This is a genomic window from uncultured Algimonas sp., assembly GCF_947498175.1.
In the GTDB taxonomy this organism is placed as follows: Bacteria; Pseudomonadota; Alphaproteobacteria; order Caulobacterales; family Maricaulaceae; genus Litorimonas.
In genome coordinates, this window is sequence record NZ_CANMJB010000017.1 from 1 (window position 1) to 21,782 (window position 21,782).

The window sequence follows — 21,782 nt, forward strand, 5'->3', positions numbered from 1 at the left end:
GATGACGCTCGCCTGAACAACAATCAGCCCCTCACCCCGGACCGGGACGCGCTGGCGCGGCCGCTGTCCGGGATGAGGATCGTAAGACAGACTGCCTCCGCGATGGGCGGGGGCGCAACGGAAGGAAAGGACCGACCCATGAGATCCCCGAAAGACGAGACCCCTGACGGCAAACGGCGCCGCGCCCTGACCCGGCGGCTCCGGCACCGCGCGATGGTGGCGGAAGCGGAGGCCGGACAGGCCCGCGCGGAGGCGGAAGCCGCCCGCGCGCAGGCGTGCGAGGCGGTGGATGCAATGCAGGCGGAGCTGGAGCGAGAGCGCGCGGCGCTGGAGGCCGACCGGCGGGCGTTCCTGGCCCTGCCCGAAAGCCCCGAATGGCGGCGCGACCTGCTGGTCCTGGCGCGCGACCGGGTGCGGGCGGAGCTGCTGGCGCTGGGCCGCACGCATAGGAGCTGCGGGGAATGCGGCAGTTTCGGGCGCGGTTTTTCGGAACGGTTCCTGCAAGCCGAAATCGACGCGATGACGGACGCGCACGGGCTGGACCCGGCTCCGGCGCTCGGCCCGGCGGACTGGCCTTCGCCGATGGGGTACATCACGCATCGGGGCCGGAGACTGGACGCGAGCTGGCACACGCCCGACCCGGCGCAGACGGGGCGGACGCAGACGGGGACGCCCGGCGAGACCTGGCGCCCGCCCCACTGGACGCCGCATCACGGGACCAGCCTGAGCGAACAGCTGTTCGGGTCGCAGTAGGGGCGCAAGGGCGCCGAACCGGTCCAGACATCGTCGCGGGAGAGCCGGCGGGCGCGGGCCTCAAGATGGCTGGTCATCCCTTCTCTCGCCCGGTAACCTCTCTCGCACCACTCACTATTGCGAGACATGACGATGAGCGAATTTCCAGCTGGAACCCTGATGGACGGCAAGCGCGGCCTGATCATGGGGGTGGCGAACAAGAATTCGATCGCCTGGGCGATCGCGCAGCAGCTCGCCGCGCAAGGCGCAGAACTGGCCTTCACCTTCCAGGGCGACAAGCTGGAACGGCGCGTGCGCCCGCTGGCCGAGAGCGTCGGTTCCGACTTCCTGCTCGATTGCGACGTGACGGATGACGACCAGATGGAGGCGACGTTCAAGGCGCTGGAGGACCGGTGGGGCCGGATCGATTTCCTCGTCCACGCGATCGCCTTCGCGGGCAAGGACCAGCTGGACGGGTCGTTCGTGGACCAGACGACGCGCGACGGGTTCAAGAGCGCGCTCGACATTTCCGCCTACAGCTTCGTCGACGCGGCGCGGCGCGGCTCCGCCATCATGAACGATGGCGGCGCGATGGTGACGCTGACCTATCTGGGGTCTGAGCGGGTCGTGCCGAACTACAACGTCATGGGCGTGGCGAAGGCGGCGCTGGAAGCGTCGACGCGCTACATCGCCGCCGATCTGGGCCCGCGCGGGATCCGGGTGAATGCGATTTCGGCGGGGCCGATCAAGACATTGGCGGCGGCGGGCATCGGCTCCGGGCGGCACATGTTCCGTTTCAACAAGGCCGCCAGCGCGATGCAGGACAATACGGACCCGAAAGGCGTGGCCGGCGCGGCGCTCTATCTGCTGTCCGATCTGGGGCTCTCCTGCACGGGCGAAGTGCATCATGTGGACGGCGGCTTCCACATGATCGGCATGCCGCAGGAAGCGCCGCTGCGGGCGAGTCTGGAGGAGTAGAAAACTTCGGAAATATCCCGGAATTGACAAATTGTCGCACCTCATGGCGCGACGGGTGAGAATGCTGTAGAGGCAGATTTCGCCTGCAATTCCGCAGGCTGGAACTCGCGCAGGTATTTTTTGCTCATGACCGAACGCATGCTGCAATTCGTTTCGGTCGAGCGCGACATGCCGGAGAAGCGCGACGCGCAGGAGCGCCGCGACGATTTCCTGGAAATCTACGGCGACTATATCGACGCCAAGGCGGCCGAGCAGGCGGCGCGCTGTTCGCAGTGCGGCGTGCCGTTCTGCCAGAATCACTGCCCGCTGGAAAACAACATTCCGGACTGGCTGCGCCTGACGGCCGAAGGGCGCGTGCGCGAAGCCTGGGAAGTCAGCGACGCGACGAACAACATGCCGGAAATTTGCGGCCGCATCTGTCCGCAGGACCGGCTCTGCGAAGGCAGCTGCGTGATCGAACAGAGCGGCCACGGCACGGTCACGATCGGCGCGGTCGAACGCTTTCTGACCGACACGGCGTGGGACAAAGGCTGGATCGAACCCATAAAGGTGCGGCGCGAGCGCGGGGCTTCGGTCGGAATCATCGGCGCGGGGCCGGCCGGGCTGGCGGCGGCGGAACAGCTGCGCATCGAAGGCTGGCAGGTCACGGTCTATGACCGGCATGACCGGGCGGGCGGCTTGCTGATCTACGGCATTCCGAACTTCAAGCTGGAAAAGGAGATCGTGCAGCGGCGGACGAAACGGCTGGAAGATAGCGGGATCACCTTCGTGCTGAACTGCAATGTCGGCACGGACGTCAGCTTCGACAAGCTGCGCGAGCGCCATCAGGCGATCCTGATCGCGACGGGCGTCTATGCGGCGCGCGACCTGGCCGTGCCGGGGGTCGGCGCGGACGGCGTGCGCCCGGCGCTGGATTTCCTGATCGACAGCAATCGGCGCGGGCTCGGCGATACGGTCGAGGGCGAGACGGCGGAAGGCCGCGACGTGGTCGTGATCGGCGGCGGCGACACGGCGATGGATTGCGTGCGCACGGCAGTGCGGCAGGGCGCAAACAGCGTGACCTGTCTCTACAGGCGAGACCATGCCAACATGCCGGGCAGCCGCCGCGAAACCGCCAACGCGCAGGAAGAAGGCGTGCGCTTCGAATGGCTGGCCGCACCGAAGGCGGTGCTGGACGATGGCGGCCGGGCCGCCGCGGTGCGCGCCGAACGGATGCGCCTCGGTCCGATGGACGCATCGGGACGGCAGCGGCCCGAAGCCGTGCCGGGCGCGGATTTCGACGTGCCCGCCGACCTGGTCATCGCCGCGCTGGGCTTCACGCCCGAACCGATGGCGGACCTGTCCAAGGACGTGCAGACGACGCGCTGGGGCACGGTCCGCGCCAATCCGCTGACCTACGAGACGAACCTGCCCGGCGTCTACGCCGCCGGCGACATTGTGCGCGGCGCAAGCCTGGTCGTCTGGGCGATCCGGGAGGGCCGCGACGCGGCGGCGGCGATGCATCAGTACTTACGAGCGCTGGAACGCGCGGAGATGAAGGAGGCGGCGGAGTGAGTACCATGACCGGACGATGCCTGTGCGGGGCGACGACTTATGTGGCGAGGGGGGCGCCGTCGGCAGCGCATGCCTGCCATTGCACGGACTGCCAGCGTTTCATCGGCTCGGCCTTCATCGGCGTCAATTTCGACGCGCTGGAAGTGGACGGTCCCGTGCGCTGGTTCGACTCGTCGGATTGGGGGCAACGGGGCAGTTGTGGGACTTGCGGCAGCGCCCTGTTCTGGCGACTGAAAAGCGGTGACGGCCCGAAGGTCGTTTCCATCGGATCGCTGGACGATGCGTCGCGCATCCGCCCGATCGACGAACATTATTTCGCGGACAATGTGCCGCCCGCCTACGACTTCACCGGCGACGCCACGCGGCTGAGCCGGGAGGAGACCTTGGCGAAATTTGCAGGAGCGTCGGAATGAGCGATTGGCTGACCGATCATGAGCGCAAGCGCGACGCGCTGATCGCCGCGAACGCTTACGACCCTGCGCATGAGCATGCGTCCTGCGGCGTCGGGCTGGTGGCGTCGATCGATGGCTCGCCGCGCCGCGACGTGGTGGAGCGGTCGATTCAGGCGCTGAAGAATGTGTGGCACCGGGGCGCGGTGGATGCGGATGGCAAGACCGGTGACGGGGCGGGCATACGGCTCGACATTCCGCAGGAATTCTTTCGCGCGCAGGTCGAGAAGACCGGACACAAGCCGTCCACGGCCAAGATCGCCGTCGGCATGATCTTCCTGCCGCGCCTGGATATGGGCGTGCAGGAAGCGGCCCGGACCATCGTTGAGTCCGAGCTTATCCGCGAAGGATTCTACATCTATGGCTGGCGGCAGGTGCCGATCGACATCGACGTGATCGGCGACAAGGCCAAGGCGACCCGGCCGGAAATCGAGCAGGTCCTGTTCCGCGATCCGCAAGGCCGCAAGGGCAATGCGCTGGAGCGCGAGCTGTTCGTGATCCGCCGGCGCATCGAAAAGCGCGTCATCGCCGAGCAGATTCCGAGCTTCTATGTCTGTTCGCTGTCGGTCCAGACGATCATCTACAAGGGCATGTTCCTGGCCCAGGACATCGATGCCTTCTATCCCGATCTGCGCGACGACCGCTTCACGAGCCGCGCGGCGATCTATCATCAACGCTATTCGACCAACACCTTTCCGCAATGGTGGCTGGCCCAGCCCTTCCGGATGCTGGCCCATAATGGCGAGATCAACACGGTCAAGGCCAACATCAATTTCATGAAGAACCACGAGATCAAGATGGCGTCCTCCGTGTTCAAGGAACGCGCCGAGGACGTCAAACCGATCATCCAGAAAGGCAGCTCGGATTCGGCCGCGCTCGACGCCGTGTTCGAATTGCTGGTCCGGGCGGGCCGCACCGCGCCGATGGCCAAGACGCTGCTGATCCCCGAAGCCTATTCCAAGCGCGGCGATTTGATGCCCGAGAGCTGGCGCTCGCTCTACGCCTATTGCAATTCGGTGATGGAGCCGTGGGACGGCCCCGCCGCCGTGGCCGCCTATGATGGCCGCTGGGTCATGGCCGGACTGGACCGCAACGGCCTGCGCCCGCTGCGCTACGCCATCAGCGCGGACGGCATACTGGCCGTGGGGTCGGAAACCGGCATGTGCCCGATGGATGAAGGCGAGATCGTGCGCCGCGGGGCGATTCGCCCGGGCCGGATGATCGCCGTCGATCTGGACGAAGGACGATTTTTCACCTCGACGGAAATCCTCAACGAACTGGCCGAGAAGCGCCCCTACAAGAAGTGGTTGAAGAAGGTCGTCAATCTGGACGAGGCGTTGGCCGGACCGGAGCCCGAACCGGCGCTGTCCGGCGAAGCTCTAATGCGGCGTCAGGTCTCCTGCGGGCAGACGCTGGAAGACATGGAGCTGATCCTGACGCCAATGGCCGAAGCCGCCAAGGAAAGCGTCGGGTCGATGGGCGACGACACGCCGCTGGCGGTGCTGTCCGATCTCTACCGCCCGCTCTCGCATTTCTTCCGCCAGAATTTCAGCCAGGTCACGAATCCGCCGATCGATCCGCTGCGTGAAACCCGCGTCATGGGGCTGAAGACGCGTTTCCGGAATTTGCGCAACATATTGGAAGAAAGCGGCAGCCAGACGCGCGAAATGCTGGTGCTGGACAGTCCGGTCATGACCAATGGCATGTATGACCGCTTCGCCGCCATGATGGGCGCGAACATGGTCACAGTGGATTGCACCTTCGCCGTGCCAACGCCGGACGCCGTGCCCGGACGCGGCCTGGTCGAAGCCCTGCGCCGCATCCGCAAGGCCGCCGAGGACGCCGTGCGCGGCGGGGCAGAGAATATCGTGTTGACCGACGAAGCCACGGCGGAAGACCGCGCTTCTGTTCCGGTTATCCTAGCCACAGCCGCCGTGCAGCAGCATCTGAAAGCCGCCGGGCTGCGTTCGTCCTGTTCCATCATCGTGCGCTCGGCGGAATGCATGGACACGCATTATTTCGCCGTGCTGATCGGCGCGGGCGCGACCGCCGTGAACGCCTACATGGCGCAGGCGTCCGTGCAGGATCGGGTCCGGCGCGGTCTGATCGACCTGACCGACGATGAGGCGGTGTCGCGCTATAAATATGCCATTGAAGGCGGGCTGCTCAAGATCATCTCCAAGATGGGTATTTCGGTCATCAGCTCCTATCGCGGGGGGCTGAATTTCGAAGCACTCGGACTCTCGCGCGCGCTGATCGGCGAATTCTTTCCCGGCATGACGTCGCGCATCAGCGGCATCGGCCTGGCCGGGATCGAGGCCAAGCTGATCGCCATGCACGAGACGGCGTATGAGTCCGCCGTTGTGCGCCTGCCGGTCGGCGGGCTCTACAAGGTGCGGGCGCGGGGCGAACGCCATGCCTACACGGCCGACATGATCCACATGCTGCAGGAGGCGGTCGGGCGCGACGATTACGAACTGTATCGCCGCTATGCCGATACGGTAAATGGCGGACCGAACGGTCAGAGCGGGCCGATCCAGGTGCGCGATCTGCTCGACATCAAGCCGCTGGGCGAGCCCATCCCGCTATCCAAGGTGCAAAGCGTCAACGAAATCCGCCGCCGCTTCTGCACGCCGGGCATGAGCCTCGGCGCGCTGTCGCCCGAAGCCCACGGCACGCTGAACATCGCCATGAACCGGATCGGCGCCAAGTCCGTGTCCGGCGAAGGCGGCGAGGACCGGGCGCGCTACCAACCGCTGCCCAATGGCGACAATCCGAACAGCGCGGTCAAGCAGATCGCGTCGGGCCGGTTCGGCGTCACGGCCGAATATCTCAACCAGTGCCGCGAGATCGAGATTAAGGTCGCGCAAGGCGCGAAACCCGGCGAAGGCGGGCAATTGCCCGGCTTCAAGGTGACGGAGATGATCGCACGCTTCCGCAACGCCACGCCCGGCGTGACGCTGATCAGCCCGCCGCCGCATCACGATATCTATTCGATCGAGGATCTGGCGCAGCTGATCTACGACCTGAAACAGATCAATCCGACGGCGCGCGTTTGCGTCAAGCTGGTGGCCTCCTCCGGCGTCGGCACGATCGCGGCGGGCGTCGCCAAGGCCAAGGCCGACACGATCCTGATCGCCGGCCACAATGGCGGCACGGGCGCGTCGCCCAACACCTCGCTGAAATATGCGGGCATTCCGTGGGAGCTGGGCCTGTCCGAAGCCCATCAGGTGCTGAAGCTGAACAATCTGCGCGACCCGATCACGCTGCGCACCGATGGCGGGCTGAAGACCGGCCGCGACATCGTCATCGCCGCCATGCTGGGCGCGGAGGAATACGGCATCGGCACGCTGAGCCTGGTCGCGATGGGCTGCATCATGGTGCGGCAGTGCCATTCCAATACCTGCCCGGTCGGAGTCTGCGTGCAGGACCCGGCCTTGCGGGAACGCTTCACCGGCACGCCGGAAAAGGTCATCAATCTGATGACCTTCATCGCCGAGGATGTGCGTGACATCCTGGCCCAGATCGGGGCGGAACGGCTGGAAGACGTGATCGGCCGGACCGACCTGTTAGCGCAGGTCAGCCGGGGCGCGGAGAATCTCGACGATCTGGACCTCAACCCGATCTTGGCCAAGGTCGACAATGAGCCGATCCGCGACGCGCGCCAGGACCGGGTGCCCGTGCCGGATTCGCTCGACAAGAAGATCGTGGCCGACGCCGCGCAGCTGTTCGAACGCGGCGAGAAGACGCATCTGACCTATGCGGTGCAGAATACGCACCGCGCCGTCGGCACGCGCACAAGCCATCACATCTACAAGCATTTCGGTGCGGACGGCGCGCCGGACGGACATCTGACGGTGGAACTGGATGGCAGTGCGGGGCAAAGCCTCGGCGCGTTCGCCATGTCGGGCCTGCGTCTGATCGTCAATGGCGACGCCAACGACTATGTCGGCAAGGGATTGTCGGGCGCGCAGATCGTGGTCAAGCCGCAGAAGCGCACGCCGATCATCCCGCATTTGAGCGCCATCATCGGCAATACCTGTCTCTACGGCGCGACGGCCGGATCGCTCTTCGCGCTGGGCCGGGCGGGCGAACGGTTCGCCGTGCGCAATTCGGGCGCAACGGCGGTCGTCGAAGGGCTCGGCACGAATGGCTGCGAGTACATGACCGGCGGCACGGTCGTCGTGCTGGGCAGCGTCGGCGACAATTTCGGCGCCGGCATGACCGGCGGCATGGCCTATGTCTATGACGTGGACGAGGATTTCGAACGCGCCGTCAATCCGGACAATGTCGTCTGGCAGCGGCTTTCATCCGAATATTACGAGGCCGAGTTGAAAGACCTCGTTCGGCGACATGCGGCGGCGACCGGGTCGGACTTCTCACAACGGCTGCTGTCCGAATGGAGCCATCGACGCGGGCAGTTCTGGCAGGTCGTGCCCAAGGAGATGATCGGTCGGTTGGACATACCTGTCGGAGAAGCGGCGGAGTAGAGCTAGTCGATGACGAATGCCACGACGAGCATGATGACGATCGCCCAGAAGACGAGCCTGCCCGATCCTGTCTTGCGCGATTTGCGCGGCCGGTTGGCCCGGCTCGGTCCACGTCGCCTGCCCGATCCGTCAGACCGCCGCACCGCCTCGGGTTCGGTCTCGCGAACGGCGCGTTCGATCTGGGCCAGACGCTCACGGTCGCGCGCGGAAGGTTCGCGGCGAGAGGGCTCGGCTTTGGGTTCGGGCGGAATATAGTCCGCCAAGGTGACGGGTTTCTTGTCGTCTTTATCGTCGGTAGTATCTGTCATGATCTTACGCTCATGCCGATGAGTTTAGGTTCATCGCGACGGGGTCGCAAGGGATGCGGCCAGTGAACTGTCGGCGATCGATCGGCGGTCTGACCGATGGCTGGCTCTTGCCGCCGGTCGGCAAATTTTGAAGCCGGGTCAAAGATCTGGATGTATCCGTGGTGGGCGATACTGGGATTGAACCAGTGACCCCTACAATGTCAATGTAGTGCTCTCCCGCTGAGCTAATCGCCCCACGCACGGATGCTTTCAAACGCGCTGACGCGTCTGGAAGGCCGTGCCTATAATCATGGGATTCGGGGCTGGCAAGAGGGCGTTTCAGCATGTCCGACTCGTCTTGTCCGACGCGTTGGGGGCGCGTAGGTTTAACGCAATGACCGCTTGGCCGACAGTCCCGATGTTTGCTCTGGCCGTCGCTGCGGTCATGGCCGCCCCGGCTCTGTCCGCCAACCCGTTGACCCCGGCAGAACGGGAAGTTTGCGGGTCCTTGTCGCATTGCTTGAAGATCGTGGACGATCATCCCCACGACAGTTTCGACTATCAGGTTCTGACCGGAGAATTTGCGCGTTTCGGTCCGCGTGGACGCAAAGCGCTCATTCAACGGATCGGCAAGGGTGGCGCGGAGGGCGGCAACGCTGCCGACCTGCTCGCCCTGACGTATGATGCGGACGCAATCGACGAGCTTGAGGATTTGGAGCGATCTCAGAACGGCGCTGTCCGGGATTTGGCGCGCCGGACCCGCGAGGCGTTGGAGCAAAGATTGAGCGCTCGCCCTGTCGAGCCGCCTCGACTCGCTCCGGTCGAAATCATGACGACCCCACCCGATATGCAAACCTGCCCCACCGGAATGCCGGTCGGCACCGAGTCGCAACGCCGTGAAATGCCTTTTTTCGAAGCCGCCATCGCCCGTCCCAACGCCGATGGGGCCTATAGGCCCAGCCCGGTTCTGCGCGTGCCTTTCCGCCGGTCTGGCCGGGATGCTCTGCGCAGCGCCGTTTCCATTCCGGGCGGATGGCTGGCCGGATATCCCGACGGTTTGATCCGCTATGACGATGCGACCGGCGCGCCGTCCATCCTATCGGAGCGGACTGTGCTGAGCGTACAGCGCTTGCAGCAAGACCGGCCCGATAGCGGCGTTTGGATCATCTTCGATGACGGCGGTGCCCTCGGCCTGGCGCTCATCGGTCCGTCCGGATCCATGGAGCCTATCGCCTGGCCCGGTCGGACCGGAACGCGGCTGAGCGGCTTGCAACGCGCTGCCGACGGCACGCTCTATCTCTCTGCGCCAGGCATCGTGTCTCTGTCTCCCGACGGTACAGCGAGCGCTGGCTGCCCTGCGGAAGGGCTAAGGCGATGAGCGGGTATTCCGAGGCCGCCGCTCTGCAGGCACTTGGCCAAGTCGCCGACCCGTTGAGCGATCGCGACATCGTCTCGGCTGGGCATCTTTCGGACCTGACATTCGCGGAAGGGCGATTGCGCGTCATTTTGGCCTTGCCGCCGGAGACGACGCAAGAGCAGGGATTGGCCCTGCGCGATGCGTCCGAGGCCGCACTGAAAGAACTGCCGGGCGTACCGGAAGTAGCCGTCTTGCTGACGACGCACAAACCCGCCCCGACCGTGAAACAATCTGCGACCCAATCCCGCCGCGCCGATCGCAATCCGCATCCGAACAAACGTCCCGACGGATATCAGGGCGATGCGAAGGTCGCGAGAACCATAGCCGTCAGCTCCGCCAAGGGCGGGGTCGGAAAATCCACGGTCACAGTCGGTCTCGCGCGCGCGCTTGCGTCAAAAGGTTTGCGCATCGGCGTGCTGGATGCGGACGTGCATGGGCCGAGCGTGCCGACCCTGTTCGGCCTGTCCGGTCGGCTGGAAAGCCGCATGGTCCAAGACCGCCGTCTGATCGGCCCGGCCGAGGCCGACGGTGTGAAGATCGTGTCCATCGGTCTATTGACCGGCAGCGAGGATCCGGTCGTCTGGCGCGGTCCGATGGTCCAGGGCGCGATCGCACGCATGCTGTGGGACACGGATTGGGGCGAACTGGATTTGCTGCTGATCGACATGCCGCCTGGTACGGGCGACCCTCAGCTGGGACTCGCGCAGGATGTCGAACCGGACGGCGCGGTGATCGTGACCACCCCGCAGGATCTGGCCCTGCTGGACGCGCGCAAGGGCGTCGGCATGTTCGGTAAGGTGGATATTCCGGTGCTAGGCTGGATCGAGAACATGGCGCTGTTCATTTGCCCGGACTGCGGGTCGAAGCACCGAATTTTCGGTGACGGCACTCTTGATCTGGACGTGCCCAAACTGGGTAGCCTGCCGCTGAGCCTTGAAATGCGCGATGCACGGATTGAGTTCGAAGCGTCAGCGGATGCGCTCATCGCGGCGCTGCCCTAAGATCCATTTCGCCCAGAGCCAGAAGATGGTCGGACCTTCGACGAGGTAGCGCTTCCAGAGACGTCGGGGCTCGGACGCCAGACGGTGCAGCCATTCGAGCCTCAACCATTGCATCGCTTTCGGCGCACGCTTGACCCGACCGCCGATGAAGTCGAGCGACGCGCCAACGCATAGGCCGAAGCCGACGCAGTCGCCCCGGTCCAGGCAAGCCTTGGCGACCATTTCCTGTTGCGGGCTGCCGACGCAGATGAAGACATACCGCGCGGGGTGATCGGCCACGAATTGCGCGCAGGCCGCGACCGCTTCGGGCTTGTCGCGCAGACCTAGGGGCGGCTCGTGGTGATTGATCCGGGTCAGATCATATCTGCGCTTGATGCGGTCCACGATGTCGGCGTCGGCGCCGATCACAGTGATCGGGTCATCGGATGTGATGACGTTGTCGAACAGCTGCTGCGTCAGATCGGACCCTGGAACGGCTGAAAGCGGCAGGCCCGACAGCTTCGCCATCGCCTCCAGAATGCGCGAATCGCAGACCGACAACCAGGACGCGTCATAAAGCGGGCGGTAGATGTCGGGTTCGCGGTTCAACCGAACGAGATGGTCGACGTTCGGCGTCACGATGTAGCGGAAACTATGCGCTGCCGTCATCCATTTGGCCCGCTGCAGCGTCTGCATCGGGGTCAGCGGGTCGAACACGGCACCCATGAAATCGTAACAGCGCGGATTGACCCGCCAATCGATCGGGTCGCCGCGCGAATCCAAGTGCGGACTGAGCGTTTTCGCCCCGCGCGGCAAAGCCGGCGGCACAAGCGGTGCGTCTCTTGCCGGATCCGTCAGAACCGGATCGGTCGATGTCTGCCGCCCTGGTCTCACACGTCCCACCCTTCTCATTGAGAGACGGATCTAGCCCAATGCGATGAAGGGTCGGTTAGCGCTGCGCTCAGTTTGCGTTAATACATACGCCAAAGTCGGATGAACGCCTCTAGGACCGGGCGCGGCTGAAAGCCGTTTCCAGACGGCTGATCTGGTCGGCGACCGTATTGCCGGTCTGCGCGGCGATAGTCCCGTAAAGCGACCGATCGAGCCGCATGATGCGCTCATAGATCGACCGCGACCGGGCGCCGAGATCGAGCAGCCGGCCTGGCAGTCCATTGGCGTCGGAGGCCAGGGCGGCGAAGGACAATTCGTCCTCCGGCCGTGTTTCGGGCACCAGTCGGTATTTCTCGGCCCGGGCTTCGGCCAGGCTCATATCGCCTTCCTTGAGCGCGCGCTGGACCAGAAGCCAACTCGCGACTTGCATCAGCCGTGTTGTGAGCCGCATGGATTGGGAAGCATAGGTCAGCGCATCGTCGCGTTGCAGGCGCTTTGAATCATCCCGCCCCGGGCCGTCCAGATAGGCGGCGGTTTCCTCGACCATGTCCATGCCTTCGCGGAACGTGCGCGCGAACAGCTCGGACCGAGTGAACTGAAGCAACCGGTCCTCGGCTTGATTTGTCATGGGATCGCGCGATGCGGGCAAGGCGAGCTTTCGTTCAGCGGTCATGAATCATCCGAAGGTAGCGACATGTGTAATCCGAATGTGACGGTTTGCAAGCCACGCGCCATTTGCCCCTGTGTATCATGATATACCGGCAATTCGCGCTTAGCGCTTTCCGAACAGTGCGTCCGCTGCATTGCGTTCGCGGCGTTTGCGTTCCAGCGCGTCGCGCAAACGGATGATTTCGCTCTCATAAGCACTGATACGGGCCTCGAATTCATGCACGGACAGGCTGTAAAGCTCTTCCCCGATCCGGTACCGGTCCGCATCATGCGGTTTGGGCGCATCATCATCCATAACGAGTCCTTTACTTGCCAAACTCCGTGTAAGCGCTTACCTACTGCCTTGTCGACAAGGCGCGCGCGCCGGACCCGACCCCAGGCTGGGATATGCCCGACCCCGCAGTGAGCGGGGTTTTTCTTTGGGCGAATGGCAAGGGGTCCTGTAACGGGACGATGCGCGCGGCACACTGAGGAGAGACACGCATGACACAGATCCTGATGCCCAAGGCCACGGCCGTCTGGCTGATCGACAATACGGCGATGAGCTTCAAGCAGATCAGCGAATTCTGCGGCCTTCATATCCTCGAGGTCGAAGGCATTGCCGACGGCGATGTCGGCTTGGGTATTCGCGGCGCCGACCCGATCGCCAATGGCCAGGTGTCCCGCGAAGAGATCGAGAAGGCCGAAAAGGATTCGACCTATGCGATGAAGCCCAACACGTTTGACGCCGATGAGCTGCCCAAGCCCAAGAAACGCGGCCCGCGCTATACGCCACTAAGCCGCCGCCAGGACAGGCCCGATGCCATCGCTTGGCTGGTGCGCAACCATCCGGAACTGACGGACGCGCAGATTTCCAAGCTGATCGGCACGACCAAGCCGACCATCAAGTCGATTCGCGAGCGCACCCATTGGAAGATCAATACGATCCAGCCACAAGACCCGGTCAGCCTCGGTCTGACCAGCCAGGTCGACCTCGACGCGGCCGTCAAGATCGGGGCCGAGAAGAAAGCCAAGGAAGACGCCGAAAACGCCGTCGAAGGCGGCGAAGCTCTTCAGCCCGCGCCGCAGCCGGAGCCCGAAGAGGAAACATCGAAAGCGGATCTGACGCTGGAGAATCTGTTCAAGCCTTCGAACTAAAGGCCGGCCCTTTGAAGGTTTGCGTCTCGCCATGCGGGTCTAAGACGGAGAATCCAAGCATCGCGAACCTCGTCGGCCTGACGTTCGTCCCGAAGGACGAAAGGAGAACGGCGCAGCGATGCTTGAGCAGAGGCCAGACCTTGCTGATCAAGGCCGAGCCAAGCCGGAACACTAGAATAGACCGGCGCTGATTTCGCTGTCTCCGACTACGCTGGAATCACGCAGGCAATGTAAGAACATCGTGCTCGCTTCGCTGAGCGCGTTGCCTTTTCGCAGTTGCGCGCGCTCCTGCGAGCCAGCCGTCAGTCCTGGCTGACCGGCATCGTGTAATTCAACGCCAGCCGTCCCCCGTCGGCGTAGATGCACTGCCCGGTCACGTAGCTGCTTTCCTCCGACAATAGCCACGCCGTCACGGCGGCGATCTCGTCGGGCAGGCCGGGGCGGCCCAATGGAGTGCGCGACAGGATTTTGTTCATGGCGGCCGGGTCGGAGTTCACCTTGGCCAGCATTTCCGTCTTGATTGACCCCGGCCCGACCGCGTTGACGCGGATGCCGTAGGGCGCGAGTTCGAGCGCCATGGCGCGCGTCATCTGGCGCAGCCCGCCCTTGGAAACGGTGTAGGCGAGATAGTCGGGGATCGCGACCGTGTCGTTGATCGAGGACATGTTGACGATCGCATAAGGCCGTTCGTTCAGACGTGACCGGTCGTCACGGTCTTCGATTTCGGCCACCATGTGCTGCGCCACGGCGCGGCTGACCAAGAACGGACCACGCAAATTGACGGCGATGTTGCGGTCGAAGTCCTCGATGCTCATGTCGAGCGCGCCGCCTTTCACCGCGATGGCAGCATTGTTGACCAATCCGTCGATGCGGCCGAAAGAGGAAAGCGTTTCAGCGATCAGATTATGCACCTTGAGTGGATCGGACACGTCGGCTTCGATGAAAACGGCCTTGTCGGACTCGGAAGCCAGATCGCGGGCTGCAGCGAAACCGGCATCCGTGTCCATGTCGGTCAGCACGACGCGGTGTCCGTCTTCGACCAGACGTTGGGCGCAGGCCAGGCCGATGCCTTTTGCGGCGCCGGTGACGATGATGACGCGATCGGTCATGGGATTCCCTTCATTAAAGAGAACGCCGCTACATCGCCCTCAACGAAAGGGCAACGCGCAGAGCATAGCGAGGACGATGTTCTTGTGTTGCGGTCCGTTCTTGTGTTGCGGTCCAAGGGGTTCGAGAGGCGGAGAGTTCTTGTCGGATAAAAAACCAGCGGCTTTAGCTCAATGGGCTCTCACTGCCGTTCGGCGCGGTCTGGAACAAGACCATAGTCTTGTCTCCTACGCTTGCATCGTCCAGCCTTCGACTCCCATCGCCGCTTGCCTGACCGCCTCGGACAGGGTCGGGTGCGCGTGGCAGGTGCGGGCGATGTCCTGGCTGGCGGCGCGGAATTCCATGCCGAGGCAGATTTCGTGGATCATGTCGCCCGCACCCGGTGCGATGATGTGCCCGCCGAGGATTTCATCCGTCTCCGCGTGTGCGATGATCTTGGCGAACCCATCCGTTTCGTGATTGCAGCGCGCGCGGCTGTTGGCCATGAGCGGGAATTTGCCGACCTTGTAGGGAACGCCCTCTTCCTTCAGCTCTTCCTCCGTCTTGCCGACATTGGCGATCTCCGGGAAGGTGTAGACCACACCGGGAATGATTCCGTAGTTCACATGACCCGACTGGCCGGCGATGGTTTCCGCGACCGCAACGCCCTCTTCTTCCGCTTTGTGGGCCAGCATCGGCCCTTCGATCACGTCACCGATGGCATAGACGCCATCCGCAGCCTTCCAGTGATCGACCTTGATGAAACCGCGCTCGGTTGTCTCCACGCCGACGCTGTCCAAGCCAAGCCCGTCCGTATAGGGTTTGCGGCCGATCGCGACGAGCACGACGTCCGCCTCGAAACTCTTCTCCTTGCTGCCCTTGGCCGCTTCGGATTCGATCTTCACGGTTTTACCGGCGCCGTCGACCGCCGTGACCTTGCGGCCCAGTTCGAACTTCATGCCTTGCTTCTTGAAGATGCGGGCCGAGGTCTTACGGACTTCCATGTCCATGCCGGGCAGAATCTGATCGAGATATTCGATCACGGTCACATCCGCCCCCAGCCGCCGCCAGACGGAGCCCAACTCCAACCCGATCACGCCGCCGCCGATGACGATCATTCTCTTCGGTACGGACTTCAGCTCCAACGCTCCTGTGGACGACACGACTTTTTTCTCGTCTATGTCGATGAAGGGCAATGAGGCGACTTCGGACCCGGTCGCGACGACGATGTTCTTCGCCTGGTATGTCTTGCCATCGACGTCGACCTTGCCTTTGCCGACGATCTTGCCGAAACCTTGAATATGGTCGACCTTGTTTTTCTTGAACAGGAACGCAATCCCTTTGGTCAGACCGTCCACGACCTCTTCCTTCTTCTCGATCATCTTGGGCACATCGGCGGAAACCTTCGCGCTCATGCCCATGGCTTCGAAGTCGTCGGCCGCCGTCTCGTAAAGCTCGGTCGCATGCAGCAATGCCTTGGACGGGATGCAGCCGACATTCAGGCAGGTCCCGCCCAGTGCGGCCCGTGTTTCGACGCAAGCCACCTTGAGACCCAACTGCCCGCAACGGATGGCGCAATTGTACCCGCCGGGACCGCCGCCGATGATGATGACGTCGTAAGTATCGGCCATGAAAAGCTCCAAAAAGACTGTCGTAGAAACGCCGGGGCGCTTTAAGCCGGGCAAGACGCAAACTCAATGCCGCACGACGGCGCGAACCAGGCAGAATCTTACGGGAAAGTCTATGACGGTCCTTTCCATGATAGGACGTCATTCCTATATCGGAACGAAGACAGGGCGACCGCGGTTACGCGATTGCGCCATCAATAGATGATTTTCTAAGGAGTGAATGGCCGTGGATATCCAAGCCTATACCCAGCGCGCGCGTTCCGTGATCCAATCGGCCCAGACCGAAGCGGTGACGCGTGACAACCAGCAGCTGACGCCCAGCCACATTATGCTGGCCTTGCTGATGGAAGACGGAGAACTGCCGCGCAATCTTGTGCAGATGGCAGGCGCGTCAGCCGATACGCTGAAAGCCAATGTCGAGCGAGAGCTTGACCGCCTGCCCAAGGTACAGGGCGGTAGCGGTCTGTCCCTGTCGCAGCAAACGGCGAAGATCTTCGCCAGCGCGGAAAAAAACGCCAAGAAGGCGGGCGACGCTTTCGTGACGCTGGAGCGGCTCCTGCTCGCTACCGCGCTGAATGCCGACAAGGACTTGACCGGCGCGATGGACGCAGCCTCGCTCGACGTGGCACGACTGACCGAAGCCATCAAGTCCGTGCGCAAGGATCAACCCGTGACGACCGACACTGCCGAGGACCAGTATGACGCTCTGTCGAAGTATGCCCGCGACCTGACCCAGGCGTCGCGCGACGGCAAGCTCGACCCCGTCATCGGGCGCGACGAGGAAATCCGCCGCACGATCCAGGTGCTGTCCCGCCGGGGCAAGAACAATCCGCTGCTGATCGGCGAGCCTGGCGTCGGCAAGACCGCCATCGCCGAAGGCCTCGCCAACCGCATCGTGTCCGGGGACGTGCCGGAGAGCATCCGCGACAAGCGGCTGCTCGCGCTCGATCTCGGCTCGCTCGTGGCCGGCGCGAAATATCGCGGTGAATTCGAGGAGCGGCTCAAGGCCGTGCTGAAGGAGGTCGAGGCCGCCGACGGGCAGATCATCCTGTTCATCGATGAAATCCACCAGCTGGTCGGGGCGGGCAAGACGGACGGCGCCATGGACGCGGCAAATTTGCTCAAACCCGCATTGGCGCGCGGGGAGCTGCACTGTGTCGGCGCGACCACGCTGGACGAATATCGCAAACATCTGGAGAAGGATGCGGCGCTGGCCCGGCGTTTCCTGACCGTCTTCGTGACCGAGCCGACCGTGGACGATACGGTGTCGATCCTGCGCGGCCTGAAGGACAAGTACGAGGTCCATCACGGCATCCGCATTTCCGACGGCGCCATCGTCGCCGCCGCGAAACTGTCGGACCGCTACATCACCGACCGCTTCCTGCCGGACAAAGCCATCGACCTGATGGACGAGGCTGCGTCGCGCCTGCGCATGCAGGTCGACTCAAAGCCCGAAGCGCTCGACCAGATCGACCGCAAGCTTGTGCAGCTGAAGATCGAGGTGGAAGCGCTGAAGAAGGAAAAGGACGAAGCAAGCAAGGACAGGCTGGAGAAGCGTCTGACGGAGATCGAGGAGCTGGAGACCGAATCCGAAGAGATGACCACCGCGTGGGAAGCCGAGAAAGGCAAACTGGCGAGCGCTACTGACGTCAAGGAACAGCTGGAGCGCGCGCGCTTCGAACTGGAGGACGCGGTGCGCCGGGGCGATTATGAAGCCGCAGGCCGGTTGCAGCATGTCGAGATACCGAAGCTGGAAGCGAAAGAGACTGAGCTCGAGGAACAGGACATAGACGTGATGGACACGGAAACGGTCACGAGCGAGACCATCGCGACCGTCGTATCCCGCTGGACCGGTGTGCCGGTCGAGAAGATGCTGGAAGGCGAGCGCGACAAGCTGATGGAGATGGAAAATCTGCTCGGCGCGCGGGTTATCGGTCAGGAAACCGCCGTCGAAGCCGTATCTGATGCCGTGCGCCGCGCGCGCGCCGGACTGCGCGATCCGGCGCGTCCCATCGGCAGCTTCATGTTCCTCGGCCCCACGGGCGTCGGCAAGACCGAATTGACCAAGGCGCTCGCCGCCTTCCTGTTCGACTCAGACGACGCGATCACGCGGATCGACATGAGCGAGTATATGGAGAAGCATTCGGTCAGCCGCCTGATCGGCGCGCCTCCGGGCTACGTCGGCTACGACGAGGGTGGGGCGTTGACGGAAGCCGTGCGCCGTCGGCCCTATCAGGTCGTGCTATTCGACGAGATCGAGAAGGCGCATCCGGATGTGTTCAACGTGCTGCTGCAAGTGCTCGACGATGGCCGCCTGACCGACGGTCAGGGCCGCACGGTCGATTTCCGCAACACGCTGATCATCATGACGTCCAATATCGGGGCGCAGCATCTGCTGAACCTCGGCGACGGCGAATCCGTGCAGAAGGCCAAGGTCGGCGTGATGGCGGAGGTCAGCGCGCATTTCCGACCGGAGTTCCTCAACCGGATCGACGAAATCCTATTGTTCGAACGCCTGAAGCCCGAACATATGGGCGCGATCGTCGACATTCAGATGAACCGGCTCAAGGGCTGGCTGAAGGACAAGCAGATCGACATCGACTTGACCGACGCTGCCAGAGAGCATCTGGGCCATGACGGTTACGATCCGAGCTACGGCGCGCGGCCGCTCAAGCGCGTGATCCAGAAGCAGGTGCAGGATGAATTGGCCCGCGAATTGCTGGCCGGACGCATCCATGATGGGGACACAGTGAAGATCGACGCGGCTGGCGGAAAAGTGCGCGTCAGTGTGCTGGGCCCTGCAGAAGGCGAGGCGCAGGACATTTAAGCCTCTCGTCAGACCGGCTTATCGCAAGTCGAAAACAAGAAGGCCCGGCGGATGCCAGGCCCTTCAATGTATTCAATCATTCTTTGCAGACGGTTTCGCGTCATCCGGTTTAGGACCCTCGGACCCCGGCACATCCGGCTTGGGTTTCGGTCCGGGTTTCTTGCGAGGCGTGCCGTCCTTTTTCAGCAGGTTTCCATCTGCGTCGCGCCGGACCTTCGTCCCGGGCTTCGGACCCGGCTTGCTAGTGACCGGCTTACCGTCTGGCCCGAGCACCTTGGGCTTGTTCTTGGAGCCCTTGGGACGACCGCGACCGCGCTTGATCGGCTCACCGGTCTTCGGATCGATTACCGGAGTCGACTTCGCGGCGCTAGAGGCGGATGCCGCCTTGGTCTTGTTTTTCGACCCTTTCGGACGGCCGCGGCCGCGCTTGACCGCCGCGCCATCGACGGATGAAGGCTCCAATGCCTTGACGGGCAAGGGCGCATCTTTGCTGTCATCTACCTTGGCTTCAGGATTCGCCGATGCCGGCGACTTGGGCATCGTCGACGCGGCCGCCGCGCTTTTGCTCGTGGGCCTTGGTGTCGTTTTCGCCGTCGTCTTGGCATTGTCGGTTGCGGACTTCGTCATTTCCCGCGTTCGGGCCGAAGCCAGTTCCGCGGCCCGGCGCGCTTCGGCGACAGGATCGATTTCCACCAATTCACCGCGACCGCCATCCGGTGACAAATTATCGTTGATCCGGAATATCGCGACGAAAATTTCGGCGATGATGCGGATCAAAACGAGAATGAGCAGAAGTTCGACGAAAAAGCCGACAAATTCGAAAACGGCCGCCAACATTTCGAGGGAGATCGAATCCAGGGCTTCGGCGACGAACGCCAAAACGGCGACGATCAGCGCCAGCCAGAAAAAGGGAGCGACGAGCTTTTCCTTGAACAATTTGTCGAAGGAAAAAAAGAAATCGAGGAGGTTTTTCATGGATAAGCCAGTTGGGATCGAATTGTGAATCGCGCCCAACTAACCCATATCCGATTTGGTCCGCAAGCGAATTGACCCTCGCCGGTCGGCAGGATCGCATCACGAAACGGAGATTTAAAAGTCGGGAGATGCCCGACTAGACTATTCCAAGCTGTCATCCACCGCGAGCGAGACGTAACGCTCCGGCTGAAGGACATCGGACCGGTCGCGCAAGGCCTCGATCTCGGCGCGACGCGACTCGAATGCGGGAAGCTGCGATTTGCCTAAAGGCCGGCCGGACAGTTCGTTCAGCCGCTTCGGATTGATCTTCTTGCCGTTCAGATGAACTTCGTAATGCAGATGCGGGCCCGTGGAACGACCCGTCGTCCCGACATATCCGATTACCTGGTCCTGACGAACACGCACGCCTTTGCGGATGCCTTTCGCGAAACCATGAAGATGCGCATAAGCCGTCTTGTAGCCATCCGTGTGTCGGATGCGGATATAGTTGCCGAAGCTGCCATAACGGTTGGCGCGCTCGACGACGCCGGTGCCAGCCGCCAGAATCGGTGTTCCCGTCGGCGCAGCGAAATCGATGCCGCTATGCATCTTGCGGTACCCCAGGATCGGGTGCTTGCGGCGACCGAAATTCGAACTCAGGCGCGCCCCGTTGATCGGTGTGGCGCGCAACATGCGTTTGGCCGTCTTGCCGTCCGCATCGTAATAATTCTCTTCGCCTTCCGCATCGGCGAACAGCCAATAGTTCAATGGTTTGTCGCGCGGCGTGAACGATGTGTAGAGCAAATCGCCCGCCTTGACGATCTCGCCCGTGTGATCCCGTGCGACTTCGAAAAACAATTCGAACTCATCGCCTGGATGGATGTCGCGTTGGAAATCGACGGAATATTCATAGATGTTGGCGAACTGCGCAACGACCTTGTCCGGTGCGCCGAGACGCGTGGCGTCGAGATAGAGGGAATTCTCGATTTCCGCCTTCACGGAGATCGTCTCATAGCGAAATTCCGCGTCGACGCCGCGGGCCGACCAATCGTCGTCTTTGCGCGACACGAATATGGTGCGGTCAGACGAGGGGCGGAAAGTCACGTCGGACACGCCGCCATCTTCGAAATGCAGATTGAATGTCTGGCCCGCACGCAATTGGCGTGGTGAGAATTCTTCGGCGAAGGCTTCGACGAATCGGTGCGCGTCCGATCCGCTCAGACCCTCGCGTTGCAGCATCGGTCCCAGATTGTCGCCAGGCTTGAGCGTGACCGCGCGCGTGTCACGTGACGGCGCGGAGAACTCTTCGGCCAGAGCCATGTCGAAACGGCTGAGGTCGTGGTGCGGCGCGAAGGACGTCAATTCGGCGATCTCGACGTTGCCGACGGCTTCGGGTTCACGCGGCAGGGCCATGACGGCGACGAGAACCATTGCCCCACCGGCTGCGACGGCTTTCATCTTGTTGCGCGACAGGGACGGCACAGATCCGGGCGTCCGCTCCGCCTGCATCTGATGGGACAGGATGGTTCTAGGATTATCTGTCATGAAAGTCGGTTTCCTCGGGCACGGTGAAGGAATGTATGTCGCGGCTTTCGCGCGGCTAGCTCCCCAAGTGTGCCCGCCGTGCGTTTGCAAACTGTTAACCCAACTGAACATTCCCGTCACCTTACAGCTTTTTTATGGTGGGAACCGATCTTCGGGCG

The 21,782-nt window shown here is 63.0% G+C and carries 17 protein-coding genes and 1 tRNA gene; 9 read left to right on the forward strand and 9 right to left on the reverse strand.

All coding sequences use genetic code 11. The features are described from left to right. The first annotated feature begins 138 nt into the window (after positions 1–138). The 5 genes from Q0718_RS13440 to gltB all read left to right on the forward strand — a co-directional run bounded on the left by Q0718_RS13440 (position 139) and on the right by gltB (position 8,203). Complete coding sequence (locus tag Q0718_RS13440; protein ID WP_298919027.1) at positions 139–753, forward strand: hypothetical protein; 615 nt, start codon at positions 139–141, stop codon at positions 751–753. Between the two features lie 132 nt (positions 754–885). After that, entirely contained in the window at positions 886–1,710 is an 825-nt protein-coding gene (locus tag Q0718_RS13445; RefSeq protein ID WP_298919030.1) for an enoyl-ACP reductase, read from the forward strand. A 126-nt stretch (positions 1,711–1,836) separates the two neighbouring features. Further along, positions 1,837–3,264 carry an NAD(P)-dependent oxidoreductase gene (locus Q0718_RS13450; protein WP_298919033.1) on the forward strand — a complete coding sequence of 476 codons (1,428 nt, stop codon included), beginning with the start codon at positions 1,837–1,839 and terminating at the stop codon, positions 3,262–3,264. A 5-nt stretch (positions 3,265–3,269) separates the two neighbouring features. Continuing rightward, positions 3,270–3,677 (forward strand): GFA family protein, encoded by a 408-nt coding sequence (locus Q0718_RS13455; protein WP_298919090.1) that lies wholly within the window; start codon positions 3,270–3,272, stop codon positions 3,675–3,677. Beyond that, the gene (gene gltB, locus Q0718_RS13460; protein ID WP_298919035.1) at positions 3,674–8,203 is read left to right on the forward strand and encodes a glutamate synthase large subunit; all 4,530 of its coding nucleotides are present in this window, start codon (positions 3,674–3,676) and stop codon (positions 8,201–8,203) included. Before Q0718_RS13455 ends, gltB begins: the two co-directional genes overlap by 4 nt. A gap of 2 nt (positions 8,204–8,205) precedes the next feature. On the opposite strand, the gene Q0718_RS13465 is transcribed toward gltB, so the two are convergent. Both Q0718_RS13465 and Q0718_RS13470 read right to left on the reverse strand, forming a co-directional pair. Beyond that, entirely contained in the window at positions 8,206–8,511 is a 306-nt protein-coding gene (locus Q0718_RS13465) for a DUF3040 domain-containing protein (RefSeq protein ID WP_298919038.1), read from the reverse strand. Between the two features lie 159 nt (positions 8,512–8,670). Further along, positions 8,671–8,745 (reverse strand) — tRNA-Val (locus Q0718_RS13470). Between the two features lie 163 nt (positions 8,746–8,908). Here Q0718_RS13470 and Q0718_RS13475 point away from each other — a divergent pair. Beyond that, positions 8,909–9,868: a hypothetical protein gene (locus Q0718_RS13475; RefSeq protein ID WP_298919041.1), complete on the forward strand. Its 960-nt coding sequence runs from the start codon at positions 8,909–8,911 to the stop codon at positions 9,866–9,868. Then, on the forward strand, positions 9,865–10,908 hold the full coding sequence (locus tag Q0718_RS13480) for an Mrp/NBP35 family ATP-binding protein (RefSeq protein ID WP_298919044.1): 1,044 nt from the start codon (positions 9,865–9,867) through the stop codon (positions 10,906–10,908). The genes Q0718_RS13475 and Q0718_RS13480 overlap by 4 nt, the downstream gene beginning before the upstream one ends. Here Q0718_RS13480 and Q0718_RS13485 read toward each other — a convergent pair. The 3 genes from Q0718_RS13485 to Q0718_RS13495 form a co-directional block, all read right to left on the reverse strand. Then, positions 10,876–11,781 carry a WecB/TagA/CpsF family glycosyltransferase gene (locus Q0718_RS13485; protein WP_298919047.1) on the reverse strand — a complete coding sequence of 302 codons (906 nt, stop codon included), beginning with the start codon at positions 11,779–11,781 and terminating at the stop codon, positions 10,876–10,878. The two genes, Q0718_RS13480 and Q0718_RS13485, sit on opposite strands and share 33 nt — an antisense overlap. Before the next feature lie 109 nt (positions 11,782–11,890). Next, positions 11,891–12,451 (reverse strand): DUF1465 family protein, encoded by a 561-nt coding sequence (locus Q0718_RS13490; RefSeq protein WP_298919050.1) that lies wholly within the window; start codon positions 12,449–12,451, stop codon positions 11,891–11,893. 99 nt (positions 12,452–12,550) lie between these two features. Then, complete coding sequence (locus Q0718_RS13495) at positions 12,551–12,742, reverse strand: DUF1192 domain-containing protein (RefSeq protein ID WP_298919053.1); 192 nt, start codon at positions 12,740–12,742, stop codon at positions 12,551–12,553. A 188-nt stretch (positions 12,743–12,930) separates the two neighbouring features. On the opposite strand from Q0718_RS13495, the gene Q0718_RS13500 reads away from it, so the two are divergent. Further along, a complete protein-coding gene (locus Q0718_RS13500) occupies positions 12,931–13,584 on the forward strand; it encodes a cell cycle transcriptional regulator TrcR (protein WP_298919056.1) in 654 nt (217 codons plus the stop codon). A gap of 302 nt (positions 13,585–13,886) precedes the next feature. On the opposite strand, the gene Q0718_RS13505 is transcribed toward Q0718_RS13500, so the two are convergent. Together Q0718_RS13505 and lpdA are read right to left on the reverse strand one after the other, a co-directional pair. Next, positions 13,887–14,693 (reverse strand): SDR family oxidoreductase, encoded by an 807-nt coding sequence (locus Q0718_RS13505; protein WP_298919059.1) that lies wholly within the window; start codon positions 14,691–14,693, stop codon positions 13,887–13,889. A gap of 225 nt (positions 14,694–14,918) precedes the next feature. After that, positions 14,919–16,301 (reverse strand): dihydrolipoyl dehydrogenase, encoded by a 1,383-nt coding sequence (lpdA, locus tag Q0718_RS13510; RefSeq protein ID WP_298919062.1) that lies wholly within the window; start codon positions 16,299–16,301, stop codon positions 14,919–14,921. 223 nt (positions 16,302–16,524) lie between these two features. Here lpdA and clpB point away from each other — a divergent pair, with 223 nt between their 5' ends. Next, entirely contained in the window at positions 16,525–19,125 is a 2,601-nt protein-coding gene (gene clpB, locus Q0718_RS13515) for an ATP-dependent chaperone ClpB (protein WP_366523897.1), read from the forward strand. A gap of 72 nt (positions 19,126–19,197) precedes the next feature. Here the strand turns inward: clpB and Q0718_RS13520 are convergent, their stop codons facing one another. Both Q0718_RS13520 and Q0718_RS13525 read right to left on the reverse strand, forming a co-directional pair. Beyond that, positions 19,198–20,139, reverse strand: a complete 942-nt coding sequence (locus Q0718_RS13520; protein ID WP_298919070.1) for a DUF4282 domain-containing protein — start codon at positions 20,137–20,139, stop codon at positions 19,198–19,200. A 102-nt stretch (positions 20,140–20,241) separates the two neighbouring features. Continuing rightward, positions 20,242–21,624 (reverse strand): M23 family metallopeptidase, encoded by a 1,383-nt coding sequence (locus Q0718_RS13525; protein ID WP_298919073.1) that lies wholly within the window; start codon positions 21,622–21,624, stop codon positions 20,242–20,244. Between the last annotated feature and the right edge of the window lie 158 nt (positions 21,625–21,782).

Excerpts from the sequence above, each read along its gene's own strand:
- Q0718_RS13440 (WP_298919027.1), top strand. The coding sequence starts at position 139 with ATGAGATCCCCGAAAGACGAGACCCCTGACGGCAAACGGCGCCGCGCC.
- Q0718_RS13445 (WP_298919030.1), top strand. The coding sequence starts at position 886 with ATGAGCGAATTTCCAGCTGGAACCCTGATGGACGGCAAGCGCGGCCTG.
- Q0718_RS13450 (WP_298919033.1), top strand. The coding sequence starts at position 1,837 with ATGACCGAACGCATGCTGCAATTCGTTTCGGTCGAGCGCGACATGCCG.
- Q0718_RS13455 (WP_298919090.1), top strand. The coding sequence starts at position 3,270 with ATGACCGGACGATGCCTGTGCGGGGCGACGACTTATGTGGCGAGGGGG.
- gltB (WP_298919035.1), top strand. The coding sequence starts at position 3,674 with ATGAGCGATTGGCTGACCGATCATGAGCGCAAGCGCGACGCGCTGATC.
- Q0718_RS13465 (WP_298919038.1), bottom strand. The coding sequence starts at position 8,511 with ATGACAGATACTACCGACGATAAAGACGACAAGAAACCCGTCACCTTG.
- Q0718_RS13475 (WP_298919041.1), top strand. The coding sequence starts at position 8,909 with ATGTTTGCTCTGGCCGTCGCTGCGGTCATGGCCGCCCCGGCTCTGTCC.
- Q0718_RS13480 (WP_298919044.1), top strand. The coding sequence starts at position 9,865 with ATGAGCGGGTATTCCGAGGCCGCCGCTCTGCAGGCACTTGGCCAAGTC.
- Q0718_RS13490 (WP_298919050.1), bottom strand. The coding sequence starts at position 12,451 with ATGACCGCTGAACGAAAGCTCGCCTTGCCCGCATCGCGCGATCCCATG.
- Q0718_RS13495 (WP_298919053.1), bottom strand. The coding sequence starts at position 12,742 with ATGGATGATGATGCGCCCAAACCGCATGATGCGGACCGGTACCGGATC.
- Q0718_RS13500 (WP_298919056.1), top strand. The coding sequence starts at position 12,931 with ATGACACAGATCCTGATGCCCAAGGCCACGGCCGTCTGGCTGATCGAC.
- Q0718_RS13505 (WP_298919059.1), bottom strand. The coding sequence starts at position 14,693 with ATGACCGATCGCGTCATCATCGTCACCGGCGCCGCAAAAGGCATCGGC.
- lpdA (WP_298919062.1), bottom strand. The coding sequence starts at position 16,301 with ATGGCCGATACTTACGACGTCATCATCATCGGCGGCGGTCCCGGCGGG.
- Q0718_RS13525 (WP_298919073.1), bottom strand. The coding sequence starts at position 21,624 with ATGACAGATAATCCTAGAACCATCCTGTCCCATCAGATGCAGGCGGAG.